The following is a 16754-nucleotide window of genomic DNA, read 5'->3' as shown; positions in this document are numbered from 1 at the left end:
GCTCGCGGAGAAAATCCTCGGCTTCCGCTTTGAGAAAGCCGTAACGAGGGAACTCGGCCTGAAACCTAACCCTGACCTTCTGTGGAGGATTGTTAGGGGCGAGAAAGGGGTTTACGTTGGGGATACCTTAAACGACGAGCTCTTTATCGAGAACTACCGGAGAAAATACGGGGATTTTGACTTCATTATGGTCGGAAGGGACGTCGAGAACGTTTCGGTTTTTGTTGAGAATTTACTGGAGGTGTTGAGATGAGGGTTGCCGTTGTGGGTGCCGGAACAATAGGGGGTGCGATAGCAAAGGCCCTCAAAAAGGCAGGATATGAAGTCACGGCCACGAGGAGAAGGGTTGAAAAGGCAAAGGAACTGGCGGAGATGGGGATAGAGGTTATCTCCGACAACAGGAAGGCAGTTGAAGGGGCAGATGTGGTCTTCATAGCGGTGAAACCTAACAAGGTCGGGGAAGTTCTTGAGGAGGTCTCTGACCTGATTGAAGGGAAGCTCGTGATTTCTGTCGTTGCGGGAATATCCCTCAGGGAGCTGAAAAGACTCGCCAATGCAAAGTTCGTCAGGGCAATGCCCAACATAGCAATCTTGGTCGGCGAATCCTTCACGGCCTATTCAACTGACCTCAAGGGAGAGGACATAGAAACGGTTGAAAAACTCCTGAGAACCTTCGGTGACTGCGTGAGAATTGAGGAGGAGCATATGGACGCCATAACCGGGCTAAGTGGCTCTGGGCCGGCCTACGTTACGGTTTTCCTTGAGGCCATGGTCTACGGTGGCCTGCGCGTCGGCCTTCCGAGGGACCTGGCAAAGAGGGCATCACTTCAGACGCTCCTCGGAACGGCAAAGCTTCTCATGGAAACAAAAGCCCACCCAGCTGAGGTCAGGGAGTGGGTCATAACCCCCGGAGGGACTACCATAGACGGCGTTTTTGAACTTGAGGAGGGCAAAATAAGAACGGCCGTTATGAAGGCCGTAGATGCGGCGACCAAAAAGTCAAGGATACTATCGAAGAGGCTGTGAAACCCTTAAAAACCCACCCGAAAAGGAGAAAACATGCTCTACGTGGAAATCCTTGGAAACCTACCGGAGATGGCCGTTGACGAAGTTAGGGCCATGCTTGAGCTCGGGGGTGGAGAGATAGCGGGAAGAGACTACCTTTTCCTCAAGGTAAATGCAGATGAAAAGGCCTTTCCTTTCCTAGAGAGGCTTGGCCTCGCCCACGAGTACGGGAAGCTCCTAGTTGAAGCGGATTCCGTTGAGGAGCTCCTCAATAAAGCGAAGGAAATCGAGTGGCCCATTAAGGGAACCTTTAAGGTGGACACGGAAACGATGGCCAACTGCAGGCATGAGATTACCGACCTCCCGAGGAAGCTTGGGGCCGTGATACACGCAAAGGGCTTTAAGGTAGACCTCTCTAAACCGGACACGCTCGTTAGGGTTTACTGCGGTGAGAAACTCTACGCCGGAATAAGGTTGAGGTTCTTTGACCCCAAGGACTTCGAGAGGAGAAAGGCCCACCACAGGCCGTTTTTCAGGCCAATTTCCCTCCACCCGAGGATTTCAAGGGCGCTGGTTAACCTAACGAAGGCAAGGAGAGAGCTCCTCGACCCCATGATGGGAGCAGGCGGGATTCTTATAGAGGCGGGTTTAATTGGCCTGAAGGTCTACGGCGTGGACATAAAGCCGGAGATGGTTGAGGGAGCCGAGATGAACCTCAGACACTACGGAATAAGGGACTACGTCCTTAAGCTCGGCGACGCGACAAGGCTTGAGGAGCTCTTCGATAAGAAGTTCGAGGCGATAGCGACGGACCCGCCCTACGGGACATCGGCAACACTCGCAGGAAGAAGGAGGGAAGAGCTCTACCGGGAGGTGCTTGAGAGCATTAACGCCGTTCTGGAACCGGGTGGGCGTTTGTCGATAGCCTTCCCAACGAGCTTCGATGGAGAAAAAGAGGCGGAAAAGGTCGGCTTCAGACTTGTGGGGAAGTATTACCAGAAGGTTCACAAAAGCCTTGAGCGGTATTTCTATGTGTTTGAGAAGTAAGGAGTCAGTACTGATTTGCCGTGTAGGAATCCACACAGAAAGTTTTGGGCTATGCAGGGGAAGAGAAGAAGAGGGCTCAGTCCTCAAGCCAGATTTCAAGCCTCTGCTTTCCCCTTCCAAGGCTGGAGCGCTTGAGCTTTTTGATGTGCCCTATCTCCTTTATGTCCTTCACGTGGGTTCCACCGCAGGGAATTACCTCAAAGTCCCTTATCTGGGTGTATCTTGTCTCTCCCTCCCACCATATCTTCATTTCACCGCCCTCATCCACGAGCCGGTTGAAGGTCTCTATAATCTGCTCCTTCCACTGATTGACGTTCTCCGGGTAGAGGATGTCATAACGACCCTTCTCGGCGCTCATTCCACTCCCGTAGAGCTCCCACTTTCCGGGCAGGACTTCGTTGAGGACATGCTCAAGTAAGTGAAGGGCACTGTGGATTCTCATGAGCCTGTACCGGTAGTCCCAGTCTATCTTGAGCTCAACTTCATCGCCAACCTTGAACTTCTCGGGTTCAGCCACAACATGCCACACATCTCCTGTATCGTCCTTGTAAACGTCGAGAACCTCGACGCCGTTTATCCAACCCCTGTCGTGGGGCTGACCGCCACCGGTTGGATAGAATATCGTCTGGTCGAGTAGCAAAGCGTCCTCTCGGATTTCCACGACCTTTGCCTTTGCCTCCTTCAGGTAGGCGTCCTCGTAGTAGAGCTTGCGCGTCATTCAGACCACCGTAGAAATGAAAGATGCCTACCCTTAAATGGGTATCGAAACATCGCCGAGTTTATAAATGATAAACCTCTTCTCGCCTCAGGTGAGAACATGGGAAGGCCTGTGTTCCTCGGTAAGGCTTACATAAACTGGTGCGAAAAGTGCAACGTCCCGCTCATCGGCGATAGCTGTGCGGTACATGGAAAGGAGAGCGTGTTCCGCCTCGACATAACGCCACCGGGTGATTTGAGGTTCGCCTTCCAGAGGGATTTGGAATTCATCAAGGAGGTTTTCAGGGAGCACTTCGGCGTTGATGTAGGTAAAGTCCTCGACGGAAAGGTCGTCCTCCTCAACAAGCTTCCGAGCGAGGATGAGGCCTACGAGATAATCGTTGACGGCTACGTTTTTGGCTACGTCAAGTTCGACCCCGTTGAACTTAAATGGCGGGCCGGTTTGAAGGTCGAAGGTGCCATTGCCCTCTGGAAACTCTACGGAAAAGAGATGAAAAAGTGGGTAATCGTTGACAAAGGCGCGGTGGAGCCGATAAAGAGGGGAGCTAATCTCTTGGCAGTTGGCGTTCTCGAAGCTGATTCCAGTATAAAGGTGAACGACGAGGTAATCCTCATCTCAGAGGAGGGCGAGGTTTTTGCCACGGGGATAGCCAAGAAGGACTACGAAGCTTTAATCAGGGGCGAGCGCGGGACTGGAGTTAAACCGAAGAGGCAGAAAAGGGTCAGCTACCGCGAGGGAAAGAAAGCGACCCTTGAGGACGTCCTGAGGGCGAACAGCATAGCCCTTGAGGAAAAGGTAATGAAATCCAGGGAGTTCATGAGGCGCGTTTCTGAAAAATACTCCGACCTTCCGGTGGCGGTTGCCTTCTCAGGCGGAAAGGACAGCCTGGCGGTTCTGGGACTCGCTTTGGAGGAGTTTGGAGAAAACTTCACCGTCTTCTTCAACAACACGGGAATAGAGTTTCCCGAGACTGTTGAGTATGTGGAAGAGCTGAGAAAGGAGCTCGAGCCGAAGGGAATAAAGTTCGTCGTTGCAGACGCTGGAGATGCTTTCTGGAGGGCTTTGTACGTTTTCTCTCCACCGGGGAGGGACTACCGCTGGTGCTGTAAGGTAACGAAGCTCGGGCCGATAACTTTGGCCATAAAGGAGAACTACCCGAAAGGAGTTCTAATGTTCGTCGGCCAGAGGAAGTACGAGAGCATAAAGCGCTTTAAGCAACCCAGAGTTTGGAGAAACGAGTGGGTGCCCAACGAGATTGGGGCATCCCCAATATTCCACTGGAGGGCAATAGAGGTGTGGCTCTACATCTTCAGCAGGAACCTCCCATACAACCCGCTCTACGAGAGGGGCTTCGACAGGATAGGCTGTTTCCTGTGCCCGAGCGCTTCCCTCGCTGAGTTCGAGAGGCTCAAGAGGGAAAAGCCCGAACTGTGGGAGAAGTGGTTTAAGGCCCTGGACTACTGGAGGAAGCGCTTTAACCTTCCGGAGGAGTGGATTACCTACGGGTTCTGGCGGTGGAAGAAGCTCAGCAAGGGCGAAAAGGCCATAGCGAGAAAGCTCGGCGTTGAGATTCCGGAGGAGCGCTCGTGGGAGCCGGTAAGGGTGGAGATAAGGGAAACTGCAGATTGTTATGAGCTGGAGTTCAACACAATCCTCAACAAAAGGCGCCTCCTCCAGGTTGCCCCAATCCTCGGAGAGGTTTCCGTTGAAGGGGACGTTATCAGGGCTGGAAGGGTTGAGTTCCTCACCGGGACGAGGAAAGCCAGAGCGCCGAACGAGGAGGAGGCGTGGAGTGCCTACTATCTGGTTAAGAGGGCCTACGAGTGCGTTGGCTGTGGTGTCTGCGTTGGGAAGTGCCCTGAAAATGCTCTAAGCATAGACGAGAAGAGCAAGAAGATAGTGGTCGACTGGAACAGATGCGTTCACTGCCGGGAGTGTATGGAGGTCTGCCCGCTGTTGAAGATTAAAAACCCCGAGGAGGGGAGCCAGCTTTAGCACCGTAGGGCACCTTTATAAACTCCCTCCCCTCTTCTCCCATCGGTGAGGAAAATGGAGGAGTACTTCATCTGTCCCGAGTGCGGTAGCGATGACGTCGAGGTTATTAAAGAGCGCGGAAGGGAGCTGACCCTACGCTGTAACGAGTGCGGTAACGTCTGGCACGTGACCCTTCCAAAGCTCGTAAAGATCCCGCTCATAGTGAGCAAGCACGAGGTGAGCTTCAAGAGCAAGGCGGAACTGCCGGAGGGGGAAGAAATCAGGGTCGGGGACATCGTTGAGACCGAGGAGGACGAGGTCAGGATTACCGGAATCGAGCTCGAAGGGGGAAAGAGGGTTAACAGGGCCAGAGTTGAGGAGATAAAAACCCTCTGGGGCGAGAGCCTAACTTACCCGAAGGTCATCAAGGTATCAATCTACCTCCCGAAGGGAATAACCCAGTCATTCCGCGTTAAGGTTCCAAGGGAAGAGGAGTTCGCAGTTGGGGAAGTAGTTGAGGTCGGTGGTTACACCTTCAAAATTGAGAAGATTAAGACAGAGAACAAGATGCTCCACCACGGGAAGGCCAAGGCCGACAGGATAGTTGCCATCATGGGACACCACATACCGCGCGCCAGAGCGAGGAGGAGCCTTGAGCTTTACATGGGTTATGGAAAGGAGACCGCTTAGCTTCCGGGTGATGAGCTTTTTATTTTCCTGACCGGCGGGATGATGAGCTTGGCCGCTACTGATACCACATCATCTTGCCCATTATTGAGCGACTTTCCCTCACATTTTGGTGTTAATTCCTCCAGTTGGACGTACTATCCGCAAAGGTTATAATGACTCATTTGAAGAAATTTTCTTTGGGTGATAAAATATGTTATCCCTAGGTGTAAAACAGCTCGATGAAATCCTGGGAGGTGGTGTGGAAGAAGGTTCAAGTGTCGCGTTCGTAGGTTCAATAGAATATGACAATGTTATCCTAATGCATCAGGCAGTTTTTGAAGCCCTCACCTCGGGCAGGAAAGTTCTTCTCGTGGATTTCAGACAGCCGATTAAGACCCTCCTTAAAGAGCTCAAGAATCACGGTATAGATTATGAGCCCTTTCTGAATGAATCCCTTACAATATTCGACGGCTACTCCAACCTCTACGGGCAAACAGTCCAGAGCGGGAAGAACGTCCTGCCAAACCCCCTTGACCTCGGAATAACAACCGCCATAATAAAAGAAGAACTTCAGAAAGGTAACTACGATATTTTAGTAGTCGACGATGTAACATCACAGTACACTCTCCAGTCAAACCCAAAAAGCTACATAAAAGCCATTGTTAGGCTGACGAATTCAGTTAAATCTCTGGGAAAGGCTACATTTGTTGCCCTTTGTGCAGACGTATTTGACAAATCAAGCCTCGCCACGATTCTGATTCCCTTTGATTACGTTATCGAAGTATCCCGCGAGGTAGTTGAAATTAAACGCTCACCTAAACCACTTAGGGTCATAGAACCGAGGTTTTCATACATAAGAACGAACAAGGGGATAAGCCTAAAAAAGGAACTCTATCAAAGCTTGGAAGGACTCAAAGCCCAACTTCAAGCCGGTGAAAACGGAACAATATGGATAAAAGACTTAAAAGCCCATAGAGTCCAAATAAGAGAAGAAGAAACAGAGAGGAGCTTAATTGAGACCGTTTACGACTTCCTTGGGTTTGAGAAGGGTAAAGAGCTCCTATATGTATGGGGTAAAAAGCAATTCATTGGGTATGGGGAATACTCCAAGAGACACAGTACTGACATAGAGGAAGCCCTTGAAGATCTGTTTAAGTTCACAATGGCAAGTGGTGGCGGAAAACTCGAGCTCGTTGAGCTTTCTGAGTCAACCGTCATAATAAAGGGTACGAACCTCTTCCCGGGCGGAAAAGGCTATCCTTATCCACTTCACCCCAACTACACTGGTTCCTTTGCCCAATTTCTCACAGAGTTTACGGGTAAACACTGGGAGGGCGAAGAGACCAAGTGCGAGGCAATGGGTGCCGAGCACTGCGAGTTCGTATTGAGAAAAGTCAGATAGCGAAACCCTTTTAAATTCTCCCCCAAACTCCCGTCGCAAAACCAGATGAACGATGAGGTTTCGGAGGGATGAAAGATGGCGAAGCCGAGCTACGTGAAGTTTGAAGTTCCCCAGGAGCTTGCCGAGAAGGCTCTCGAAGCAGTTGAGATAGCGAGGGACACCGGAAAGATAAGGAAGGGAACCAACGAGACAACCAAGGCCGTTGAGAGGGGCCAGGCCAAGCTCGTTATAATTGCCGAGGACGTTGACCCCGAGGAGATAGTTGCCCACCTTCCCCCGCTCTGTGAGGAGAAGGAGATACCCTACATATACGTTCCTAGCAAGAAAGAACTCGGTGCCGCGGCTGGTATAGAGGTTTCAGCCGCTAGCGTTGCCATCATCGAGCCCGGCAAGGCCCGCGAGCTCGTTGAGGAGATTGCCATGAAGGTTAAGGAGCTCATGAAGTGAGCTCCTTTTCCTTCCTTATCACGAAAGGTTTAAGGTTCATCCCGCGAGTCTTTACGAGGTGTGAGGTATGAGCGACGAAGGCTACCCCGCCGAGGTTATCGAGATCGTTGGCAGGACAGGCGTCACCGGTGGCGTTACTCAGGTCAAGGTCAGAATCCTCGAGGGACGCGACAAGGGGCGCGTCATCAGGAGGAACGTTAAGGGCCCCGTTCGCGTTGGTGATATAGTCATCCTCAGGGAGACTGAAAGAGAGGCGAGAGAAATCAGGAGGAGGCGTTGAAGATGGCCCGCTGGAACGTCTGCTCCTACTGCGGAAGGGAGTTCGAGCCCGGGACAGGAAAAATGTTCGTCAGGAACGACGGCAGAGTCCTGTTCTTCTGCTCCAGCAAGTGCGAGAAGCTCTACTTCATGGGCAGAAATCCAAGAAAGCTCAAGTGGACCAAAGCCTTCCAGGAGGCCAGACTCCAGAGGGCCAAGAGGAAGTGATTTCTTTCTTTTCCTTCCCGTTTCAGGTTTAGCCGTTTCTCAAGCGTTGATATGGTTCCAAAAAACCTATTAACCACCTTTCCCATTCTACACCCGGTGTTGCCGATGGCGGACAAGCAGATAGAGAGGACCCTCGTTATTCTGAAGCCCGACGCGGTTGTCCGTGGACTTATGGGCGAAATTATAAGTCGCTTTGAAAAGAAGGGTCTCAAGATTGTGGGAATGAAGATGATATGGATTGACCGTGAGCTGGCTGAAAAGCACTATGAGGAACACAAAGGAAAGCCCTTCTTTGAAGGACTCATAGACTACATAACCAAGGCCCCGAGCGTGGTCATGGTCGTTGAAGGGCGCTACGCGATAAGCGTCGTCAGGAAGATGGCCGGTGCAACTAACCCCAAGGACGCAGAGCCGGGAAGCATAAGGGGCGACTATGGTCTTAACATTGGAGACGCAATATACAACGTTATCCACGCCTCCGACAGCCCGGAAAGCGCTGAGAGGGAGATAAGCCTCTACTTCAAGCCCGAAGAGCTCTTTGAGTACTGCAAAGCTCCAGACTGGTTCTACCACACCCACGCCAGGGCCAGAAAGGAATATCTGGACAGCATGGATTGTATGGAGCGTTAGCTTATCACATTGCTCTTTCCTTCCGCCCTTTTGTTTTCGCCCTAAGAACTCGCCGTACTCTTTCATTGTCTCCGCACATTCTTTATCAAGAGCTTTTCCTCGTCATGACCACAACATAAACCGCCGTTCCAACTGCCAAGGCAAACGCGAGAGCATACAACACCGTGACGGCAATGAAGCCGGGAGAAATGGCGAACCCCAGAGCAACTATGAGAAGTGATGACCCATAAACAAGGGCCTTCTGCCGTGTCTCATTGTACGGGACCTTTAGGAGGCACTCCACGACTTCCTTCCAGCGCGAAAATTCCTTGATGAATTTTCCGCCGACGACAAGAGTATCCCCGGCCCGGTAAACACCGTAACTTAAATCGTCCGTCAGGCAGTAGAGCACCTCGTTCTTTGGCACTTCCTTTAAAGACTTCCCGCGTCACAAAGACGAGGCCTAGCAGGAAGAGTAAATGACTCTTACCCGCGGAAAGCCCGGCCCCAGCCACCAGCGTGTAACCAACCGGGAGAGACGTCCTAACCAGCTCGTCTATTTTATAAAGCGGACGCGATTCCAAGAATGGTCCCAACGGCAAACCCTATCATTGAACCACCGACGGGGATTACTATCTTTGTTTTTAATTTTTGCCCCGAACCCTTTAAAAGGCCTGGTTTGAGCTAAGCTTAGGTGATGGAAATGGCCAAGAGAATTAGACAGCCAATTATAGCGGTCCTCGGTCACGTTGACCACGGCAAGACGACATTGCTCGACAGAATAAGGAGAACTAACGTCGCGGGCAAGGAAGCTGGGGGAATAACGCAACATATAGGTGCAACTGAGGTTCCGATTGATGTCGTCAAGCAACTCGCCGGCCCACTCATAAAGCTCTGGAAGGGCGAGATAAAGCTCCCCGGTTTGCTCTTCATAGACACTCCCGGTCACGAGGCCTTCACGAGTTTGAGGGCAAGGGGAGGAAGCCTGGCGGATTTGGCGGTTCTGGTGGTTGACATCAACGAGGGCTTCCAGCCCCAGACGATAGAGAGCATAGAGATACTCAGGCGCTACAAGACCCCCTTCATAGTTGCCGCCAACAAGATAGACAGGATTAAGGGCTGGGTCATCGAGGAAGACGAGCCGTTTTTGGTGAACATTAAGAAGCAGGACCAGAGGGCAGTTCAGGAGCTCGAAACAAAGCTCTGGGAGCTGATAGGAAAGTTCTACGAGATGGGCTTCCAGGCGAACAGGTTTGATAGAGTTCAGAACTTCACGCGCGAACTGGCAATAGTCCCGATTTCTGCCAAGTACGGTATTGGAATTCCGGAACTTCTCGTGCTCATAGCTGGACTGAGTCAGAAATACCTGGAGGAGAAGCTCAAGATAGAGGTTGACGGCCCTGCGAGAGGTACGATACTCGAAGTGAGGGAGGAGCTCGGCCTTGGAACGACGATAGATGTTATCATCTACGACGGAACGCTGAGAAAGGACGACACCATAGTTGTCGGTGGAAAAGACAAGGCCATAGTGACGAAAATCCGCGCACTCCTAAAGCCCAAGCCCCTCGACGAAATTAGGGACCCGAGGTTCCGCTTCGACCAGGTTAATGAAGTTACCGCCGCGGCCGGTGTCAAGATAGCGGCTCCGGGCCTTGAGGAGGCATTAGCAGGCTCACCCGTCATAGCCGCGAGGAGCGAGGAGGAGATAGAGAAGGCCAAGCAGGAAATCCTTAGCCAGATACAGAGCGTCGTCATAAACACCGGAAAGATTGGAGTCATAGTTAAGGCCGACACGCTCGGTTCTCTCGAGGCCCTGAGCAAGGAACTGCAGGAGAAGGGAATTCCGATAAGGAAGGCCGACGTCGGGAACATAAGCAAGACCGATGTGATGGAGGCCTTAAGCGTTAAAGAGGAAGAACCGAAGTACGGCGTCGTTCTTGGCTTCAACGTGAAGGTTAACGAGGACGCTGAGGAAGTAGCGAAGGCCAAGGGCGTTCCTATATTCGTCGGCAACGTCATCTACAAGCTCATCGAGGACTACGAGGCCTGGGTCAAAGCCGAGGAAGAAAAGCGGAAGCGCGAGCTTTTGAAGAACGTCACCTTCCCGGGAGTAATCAAGCTCTACCCCGACGAGCGCTACGTCTTCAGGAGGAGTAAGCCGGCGATAGTTGGCGTTGAAGTCCTCGAGGGCAGAATAAGGCCGGGAGTTACCCTTATTAAGGAGACGGGCGAGAAAGTCGGCGTCATCAAGTCAATAAAGAACAAGAACGACTTCGTCCAGGAGGCAAGGAAAGGTGACGCCGTTGCGATAGCGATTGAGGGGGCCATAGTTGGCAGGCACATCCACCCGGGCGAGACGCTCTACGTTGACCTGAGCAAGAACGACGTTATAGTCCTCCTCAAACAGCTCAGGGACGAGCTGGACGAGAGCGACCTGAGGGCACTCAAGATGATTGCAAAGGTCAAGGCGAAGCAAGACCCCTTCTGGAGGGCGGTCTGATTCCGATAGGTTTTTATACCTTTTCTTCCAACTTTAAGTGGTGAGACTTGTGGAAAGGCGTCAGCTGGTCTGTCCCCTCTGTGGTGGAACGGAGTTTCAGGTTGAGGAAGGCAAGCTCGACAGCAAGTGGGGGTTTACCGCCCACAAGGTCAAGATTGTTATTTGCAAAAACTGTGGCTACGTGATGCTGTTCTACAAGGGAAGAACGATATGGGACTTTGACTGAAGGCCAAGTTGGATACGGCCTAACGCTTCCTAACCAGCTCAACCACCGCCTCGACGTGTGGCGTATGGGGGAACATGTCGATGAGGACGGCGTTTTCAACGCGGTAGGTCTTTTTCAGGTGCCTCTCGTAGTCGAGCTTAAACGCTTTTGGATTGCAGGAGACGTAGATGACCTTCTCAACCTCGCTTTTCACAAGGAGCTCTGAAACTTCTTTGAGTCCTTTTCTCGGCGGGTCAACGATTACAGTGTCATAGTCCCCTATTGGCGTCTCCTCGGCTCTTCCTACCTTAAAAGTTGCACTAACACCGTTTATCCGGGCGTTTTGGTTGGCCATCTCAACGGCGAAGGGGTTGATTTCCACACCCTCAACTGTAAAACCCCTCTTTGCCAAATAAACTCCAAACGTCCCAACGCCAGAATAAAGGTCAAGGACATTCTCCCCATCTGCAAAGCCCTCAACGGCCCCGAGGAGGAGCTGTAAAGCATAGCTGTTGGTCTGGAAAAAGCTATTCGGGTGAATCAGATAAACAACGTCTCCAATTCTCTCCCTAATGAAGGGCTTCCCGGATATGAGCTCCGCTTCACCGCGGGGGTCGTCCCTCTCATCTGCCTTCATGCTCCAGTAGAGGGAGGTAGCGAAGGAAAAGTAGTCCGTGAAAGCCTCCAAAACGTCCCCCGAAGGTTCGACGTGAGCAATCAGATTGACCATGATTTCACTCGTGAACTTTCCCTCCCTCACCTGGAGGTAGTGAACGTCACCCTTCCTTTGTCTCAGGTTCCACGGTTTAAGGTCCGTTTCTACCAAGAAGTCCCTAAGAGCGCGGAGGTATTCCGGCGTTCTCTTTGAAAACACAGGGCACTCCCTTAAATCGACGACTCCGAGGGGGTTGCCGTACTCCTTGAGGCCGACTCCTTCGTTGCTTACCATAAAGTTGCTGACGTTCCTGAATCCCCAGATTTTTGGTGAGCCTTTAATGGGTGCGTTTATCCCCGTGATTCGCTCGAAAAGTTCACCCTTAAGTTCGAGTTGAACCTTGTATTTCAGCCCCTGCCAGAGACAGCCACCGCACTTCCCGAAGTGCCGGCACCTGGGCCTCTGCCTTAACGGCGAGTGTTCGAGCAGAACGAAGTCCTTCGCGAGAAGCCTTCCAAAGCGCCTTCTTGTGCCGTGAACTTCCACGTAATCCTCAGGATAAGTGAACGGAACGAAAACTGGCTTCTTTTTGGCCTTTACGATTCCCAACCCGTCATCACTGAGTCCTTCGACCCTGCCGGCAATCATGGAAGCACCTCTCGGTTTCGGATTTAAGAACCCATCGGATACGGTAATGCACAACTCTGCACGTGTGCACAGGTGTGGTAAGGTTTATATCCCCATCGTTTAAAGCACAACCGAGGTGTCCACGATGAGCTACCGTGAATACCGCGACAAGGTTCTGAACTTTATTGAGGACCACGAGCACTGGAGGGCCCACACAATAAACCTCATAGCAAGCGAAAACGTTACTTCTCCGACCGTCACCAGGGCTGTAGCTAGCGGTTTTATGCACAAGTACGCCGAAGGCTGGCCGAAGCAACGCTATTACCAGGGCTGTAAGTACGTTGATGAGGTTGAGCTCATAGGCGTTGAGCTCTTCACCAAGCTCTTCCAGAGTGATTTCGCTGACCTCAGGCCGATTTCCGGAACCAACGCCAACCAGGCGGTCTTCTTCGGCCTAACCCAGCCCGGGGACAAGGCAATAGTCCTTCACACCAGCCACGGTGGTCATATAAGCCACATGCCCTTCGGTGCGGCGGGAATGAGAGGTTTGGAAGTTCACACCTGGCCCTTTGATAACGAGGAATTCAACATCGACGTTGACAAGGCCGAGAAGCTCATCCGCGAGCTCGAGCCCAAGATAGTCGTCTTCGGTGGTTCGCTCTTCCCGTTCCCGCACCCGGTTAAAGAGCTCGCGCCCGTCGCTAAGGAGGTTGGAGCATACGTCATGTACGACGGTGCCCACGTCCTTGGGCTTATAGCGGGCAAGCAGTTCCAGGACCCGCTCCGCGAGGGGGCGGACATAATCACCGCCTCAACCCATAAGACCTTCCCGGGACCACAGGGCGGTGTCATAATTTACAAGCGCTTCGGCGAGACCGAAGAGATAGCCAAGCTCCAGTGGGCCATCTTCCCTGGCGTTTTGAGCAACCACCACCTCCACCACATGGCAGGAAAGACTCTCACCGCGGCCGAGATGCTCGAATACGGTGAGAAGTATGCAAGACAGATAATCAAGAATGCGAAGGCCCTCGCCGAGGCTCTGGCGGAGGAGGGCTTTAAGGTCATAGGTGAGGACAAGGGCTACACCGAGAGCCACCAGGTAATAGTTGACGTCTCGGACCTCCATCCCTCTGCTGGAGGCTGGGCGGCTCCTCTCTTGGAGGAGGCAGGCATAATCCTCAACAAGAACCTCCTGCCATGGGACCCGCTTGAGAAGGTCAACGAGCCGAGCGGTCTCAGGATAGGCGTCCAAGAGATGACCCGCGTTGGAATGTTTGAAGATGACATGAAGGAGATTGCCCACTTTATGAAGCGGGTTCTTATTGACAAGGAAGATCCAAAGAAAGTCAGGCGCGACGTCTACGGCTTCCGTGCCGAGTTCCAGAAGGTGTACTACTCCTTTGACCACGGATTGCCTCTCAAAGAATGATTGGCTTCTCTCCACCATTTTCAATTTCCTCTTGAGTTGTTTTCAATGCATTATCTTTTTGCTCGGATTTTATTGAAGAAAAGGTTATAAGGATTCTTTTCAAGCCGTTTTCAGCGGTGCCTGGCCTTCATTCACCGCGCACCCCCGCCAGGCACCGTGGTGCGCGATTCAAATAAGATTGCTAAAATCAGATTCGCTAAAATCATAACATTAAATCAACGCCTTCAAATCATATTGAAGTGAACGAAATCGTTAATTATCCCTTTGGCCATTCTATTCTCAAGGTGAGGGAATGTGAAGAGGATTATCTTCGTGGTTTTAATAATAGCCGGCCTGATAGCGGGTTATTTAATGTTTTTCAACGGCCCTGCAAAAGCGTCTCCTCCCGAAGAAATCCCAATTAAATTATCCCTTGACAAAGAGCAGTATAGTCCGACAGATACTATGATACTAACCATAACAAACAATGGAAATGAAACAGTAACCCTCGGTTACTCCTTTGAACTTTATAGGGAAGATAATGGCCAATGGACCAAGGTAAAAGTCGATCTTATGTTCATACAGTCTGTCGTTCAGCTCGAACCAGGAAAAAGCTGGAGCCAGAAGATAGATTTGGCCAAGCTCAGACTTTCACCTGGGCACTACAAGATAGTAAAGAAGATATCAACAAAGGACAAAACATTCTCTGTTAGTGCAGAATTTTACATTAAAGAATAAACTTTCAAGTTTTCTTTATTGACCCTTAGCAAAACTTTTTATTCTTCACAGCATACCCCAACCCCGGCCGAAGAGGTGATGTTTTATGAAGTTCTGTCCCAAGTGCGGTAACCTCATGCTTCCCGACAGGAAAAGAAAGGTCTGGGTTTGTAGGGTTTGCGGTTATGAGGAGCCCTTTGACGAAAAGAAAGACAGAGAAAAGACTAGAATAACACAGAAAGTTGAGCACAAGCCCGATGAGGAGATAGTAGTCATCGAGCAGGACATAAAGACGTTGCCGACGACGAAGGTCACCTGTCCGAAGTGCGGTAACGATACTGCCTACTGGTGGGAGATGCAGACGAGGGCTGGAGATGAGCCGAGCACGATATTCTATAAGTGCACCAAGTGTGGCTACGTGTGGAGGGCCTACGAGTGAACGAGATTGAGAGAGAAACCCTCATCAGACTCGCAAAAAAGGCCCTTAAGGAGCTTGAAGAGGCATACCTTAGAATACCAGATACCGACAACGGAAAAGCTTATTTATTCCGGGGAAAAGAAAGAATTAGGCTTATGCTCAAAATACTGGAGGGATGAAAATGCCATTTGAGGTCGTTTTTGATGGGGCTAAAGACTTTGCCAGCTTGATAGCAACAGCCAGCAACCTCATAGATGAAGCAGCGTTTAAATTCACAGAGGAAGGAATAAGCATGCGCGCTATGGACCCGAGCAGGGTCGTTCTCATTGACTTGAACCTACCGGAAAGCATATTCTCAAAGTACGAAGTCGAGGAACCGGAAACCATCGGAATCAACATGGACCAGTTCAAAAAGATACTCAAGCGCGGAAAGGCCAAGGAGACTCTCATACTCAGAAAAGGCGAAGAGAACTTCCTCGAAATAACCTTTGAGGGAACTGCAAAGAGAACGTTCCGCCTCCCGCTCATAGACGTTGAGGAGCTTGAGCTCGAACTTCCAGAGCTCCCGTTCACGGCCAAGGTCGTCCTTCTCGGAGAGGTTCTCAAGGAGGCCGTTAAAGATGCCTCCCTCGTCAGCGACGCCATAAAGTTCATCGCAACAGAGAACGAGTTCATAATGAAGGCCGAGGGCGAAACTCAGGAGGTTGAGATTAAGCTCACCCTTGAGGACGAAGGCTTACTCGACCTTGAGGTCGAGGAGGAAACCAAGAGCGCCTACGGTATCAGCTACCTCAGCGACATGATCAAGGGCATAGGCAAGGCCGATGAAGTCATACTCCGCTTCGGAAACGAGATGCCCCTCCAGATGGAGTATCTGATTAGGGACGAAGGAAAGCTCGTATTCCTGCTTGCACCTCGCGTTGAGGAGTGATTTTCCCCTTTCTTTTCTATGAGGTGGTCTCATGGACATCGTCAAGCTCAGGGAGTTACTTGAGCAGGAGCTCTCCAGTGTGGAGCTAACGGAACTTGACGGCGACTTCTACCGCGAGTTCGACAGCCTAATCAAAGCCCTCAAACTGAGCGCTGAAAACTCCCGTGAAAGGGGAGAAAACGTCGAGGAAAGACTTTACCTGGCCCAGCTCAGGATTGCCGAGGAGCTCATGAGGGAGATAATCAAGCTTCGCCTCCACAAGATAGTGGACCTCGCCGTTGAAGGAAAACCCGCTGAAATGACCGCTGAAGAGTTCAAGATTTTCAAAATCCTCAGGGCCTTTGTTGAGAGGGAGGAACTGCCAGAAGTTGACGAAATCGAAGTCGAAAAAGAACTCACGGCAACCGAGAATACTGGAGAGAAGACACCAGCTGGGGTAACCCCCGAGGAGGCGTACATAATAACCGTCGATTTGCCCACGATTCTCGGACCAGATATGAGGGAATACGGACCCTTTAAGGCGTGGGATATGGCCGTTCTCCCGGAGGAAATAGGACGGGTTCTCACTGAGAGGAATGTTGCTCTCAGGGTCAAGCTCTCACTGTGATGTCCATGTTCTCCGCCTGCATGAGAGACTGCTACGACACCTGCTCGATGGTAAGCGAGCTGAAGAACGGAAGGCTCAGGGTTAGAGGTAACCCGGAACACCCGATAACCGCGGGCTTCCTCTGTCCAAAGGGCGCCCTTCTCCCGAAGTGGTTCCACTCAGAAGACAGGCTAAGGAAACCGTTAATCCGAATCGGTGAGAGGGGAAGCGAAAAGTTCAGAGAAGCGAGCTGGGAAGAGGCGATAGACCTCGTAGCCGGAAAGCTGAGGGAGATTATTGCAAGGCATGGGAGCGAGAGCGTTCTCGTTTATCAATACGCGGGCGACAGG

21 protein-coding genes and 1 pseudogene are annotated in these 16754 nt (G+C 51.5%); 19 read left to right on the top strand and 3 right to left on the bottom strand.

Going from position 1 to position 16754, the window contains the following annotated elements; all coding sequences use genetic code 11:
* From MVG27_RS09885 to MVG27_RS09875, 3 genes and pseudogenes are all read left to right on the top strand, one after another.
* Positions 1 to 253 (top strand): annotated as a pseudogene (locus MVG27_RS09885) (hydrolase); the annotation flags it as partial.
* Positions 250 to 1026: a pyrroline-5-carboxylate reductase gene (gene proC, locus MVG27_RS09880; RefSeq protein ID WP_297556588.1), complete on the top strand. Its 777-nt coding sequence runs from the start codon at positions 250 to 252 to the stop codon at positions 1024 to 1026. The pseudogene MVG27_RS09885 and the gene proC, both read left to right, overlap by 4 nt.
* A gap of 33 nt (positions 1027 to 1059) precedes the next feature.
* Positions 1060 to 2052, top strand: a complete 993-nt coding sequence (locus tag MVG27_RS09875) for a TIGR01177 family methyltransferase (RefSeq protein ID WP_297549230.1) — start codon at positions 1060 to 1062, stop codon at positions 2050 to 2052.
* Between the two features lie 76 nt (positions 2053 to 2128).
* Here MVG27_RS09875 and MVG27_RS09870 read toward each other — a convergent pair whose 3' ends face one another.
* A complete protein-coding gene (locus MVG27_RS09870) occupies positions 2129 to 2770 on the bottom strand; it encodes an alanyl-tRNA editing protein (protein WP_297549228.1) in 642 nt (213 codons plus the stop codon).
* A gap of 99 nt (positions 2771 to 2869) precedes the next feature.
* Between MVG27_RS09870 and MVG27_RS09865 the strand changes: the two genes are divergently transcribed.
* The 7 genes from MVG27_RS09865 to ndk all read left to right on the top strand — a co-directional run bounded on the left by MVG27_RS09865 (position 2870) and on the right by ndk (position 8378).
* Complete coding sequence (locus tag MVG27_RS09865; protein ID WP_297549226.1) at positions 2870 to 4765, top strand: phosphoadenosine phosphosulfate reductase family protein; 1896 nt, start codon at positions 2870 to 2872, stop codon at positions 4763 to 4765.
* 54 nt (positions 4766 to 4819) lie between these two features.
* A complete protein-coding gene (locus MVG27_RS09860) occupies positions 4820 to 5434 on the top strand; it encodes an HVO_0476 family zinc finger protein (RefSeq protein ID WP_297549238.1) in 615 nt (204 codons plus the stop codon).
* 190 nt (positions 5435 to 5624) lie between these two features.
* Positions 5625 to 6815, top strand: a complete 1191-nt coding sequence (locus MVG27_RS09855) for a V4R domain-containing protein (protein WP_297549224.1) — start codon at positions 5625 to 5627, stop codon at positions 6813 to 6815.
* 75 nt (positions 6816 to 6890) lie between these two features.
* On the top strand, positions 6891 to 7262 hold the full coding sequence (gene rpl7ae, locus MVG27_RS09850; protein WP_297549222.1) for a 50S ribosomal protein L7Ae: 372 nt from the start codon (positions 6891 to 6893) through the stop codon (positions 7260 to 7262).
* 67 nt (positions 7263 to 7329) lie between these two features.
* On the top strand, positions 7330 to 7542 hold the full coding sequence (locus tag MVG27_RS09845) for a 30S ribosomal protein S28e (protein WP_011250261.1): 213 nt from the start codon (positions 7330 to 7332) through the stop codon (positions 7540 to 7542).
* 2 nt (positions 7543 to 7544) lie between these two features.
* On the top strand, positions 7545 to 7748 hold the full coding sequence (locus tag MVG27_RS09840) for a 50S ribosomal protein L24e (RefSeq protein ID WP_297064335.1): 204 nt from the start codon (positions 7545 to 7547) through the stop codon (positions 7746 to 7748).
* 105 nt (positions 7749 to 7853) lie between these two features.
* Positions 7854 to 8378: a nucleoside-diphosphate kinase gene (gene ndk, locus MVG27_RS09835; protein ID WP_297549236.1), complete on the top strand. Its 525-nt coding sequence runs from the start codon at positions 7854 to 7856 to the stop codon at positions 8376 to 8378.
* A gap of 85 nt (positions 8379 to 8463) precedes the next feature.
* Here the strand turns inward: ndk and MVG27_RS09830 are convergent, their stop codons facing one another.
* Positions 8464 to 8784, bottom strand: a complete 321-nt coding sequence (locus tag MVG27_RS09830; RefSeq protein WP_297549219.1) for a hypothetical protein — start codon at positions 8782 to 8784, stop codon at positions 8464 to 8466.
* Between the two features lie 270 nt (positions 8785 to 9054).
* Here MVG27_RS09830 and infB point away from each other — a divergent pair, with 270 nt between their 5' ends.
* Together infB and MVG27_RS09820 are read left to right on the top strand one after the other, a co-directional pair.
* Positions 9055 to 10857 (top strand): translation initiation factor IF-2, encoded by a 1803-nt coding sequence (infB, locus tag MVG27_RS09825; protein ID WP_297549234.1) that lies wholly within the window; start codon positions 9055 to 9057, stop codon positions 10855 to 10857.
* Positions 10858 to 10897: 40 nt separating this feature from the next.
* Positions 10898 to 11083: a hypothetical protein gene (locus tag MVG27_RS09820; protein ID WP_297549240.1), complete on the top strand. Its 186-nt coding sequence runs from the start codon at positions 10898 to 10900 to the stop codon at positions 11081 to 11083.
* A 19-nt stretch (positions 11084 to 11102) separates the two neighbouring features.
* On the opposite strand, the gene rlmD is transcribed toward MVG27_RS09820, so the two are convergent.
* Positions 11103 to 12365 carry a 23S rRNA (uracil(1939)-C(5))-methyltransferase RlmD gene (gene rlmD / locus MVG27_RS09815; protein ID WP_297556586.1) on the bottom strand — a complete coding sequence of 421 codons (1263 nt, stop codon included), beginning with the start codon at positions 12363 to 12365 and terminating at the stop codon, positions 11103 to 11105.
* A gap of 124 nt (positions 12366 to 12489) precedes the next feature.
* Between rlmD and glyA the strand changes: the two genes are divergently transcribed.
* The 7 genes from glyA to MVG27_RS09780 form a co-directional block, all read left to right on the top strand.
* A complete protein-coding gene (gene glyA / locus MVG27_RS09810; protein WP_297556583.1) occupies positions 12490 to 13773 on the top strand; it encodes a serine hydroxymethyltransferase in 1284 nt (427 codons plus the stop codon).
* Positions 13774 to 14067: 294 nt separating this feature from the next.
* Positions 14068 to 14490 (top strand): immunoglobulin-like domain-containing protein, encoded by a 423-nt coding sequence (locus MVG27_RS09805; protein WP_297549193.1) that lies wholly within the window; start codon positions 14068 to 14070, stop codon positions 14488 to 14490.
* Between the two features lie 85 nt (positions 14491 to 14575).
* The gene (locus tag MVG27_RS09800; RefSeq protein WP_297549195.1) at positions 14576 to 14908 is read left to right on the top strand and encodes a transcription factor S; all 333 of its coding nucleotides are present in this window, start codon (positions 14576 to 14578) and stop codon (positions 14906 to 14908) included.
* A complete protein-coding gene (locus MVG27_RS09795) occupies positions 14905 to 15066 on the top strand; it encodes a hypothetical protein (RefSeq protein WP_297549197.1) in 162 nt (53 codons plus the stop codon). Before MVG27_RS09800 ends, MVG27_RS09795 begins: the two co-directional genes overlap by 4 nt.
* Before the next feature lie 2 nt (positions 15067 to 15068).
* Positions 15069 to 15818: a DNA polymerase sliding clamp gene (locus tag MVG27_RS09790; RefSeq protein WP_297549199.1), complete on the top strand. Its 750-nt coding sequence runs from the start codon at positions 15069 to 15071 to the stop codon at positions 15816 to 15818.
* Between the two features lie 31 nt (positions 15819 to 15849).
* Positions 15850 to 16425, top strand: a complete 576-nt coding sequence (locus tag MVG27_RS09785) for a hypothetical protein (protein WP_297549201.1) — start codon at positions 15850 to 15852, stop codon at positions 16423 to 16425.
* A gap of 5 nt (positions 16426 to 16430) precedes the next feature.
* Positions 16431 to 16754, top strand: a 324-nt coding sequence (locus MVG27_RS09780) for a molybdopterin-dependent oxidoreductase (RefSeq protein WP_297556590.1), incomplete at its 3' end; no start/stop codon positions are given.

Source organism: Thermococcus sp. (assembly GCF_027011145.1).
Classification (GTDB): domain Archaea; phylum Methanobacteriota_B; class Thermococci; order Thermococcales; family Thermococcaceae; genus Thermococcus.
This window is presented reverse-complemented; position numbering and strand designations above follow the sequence as displayed.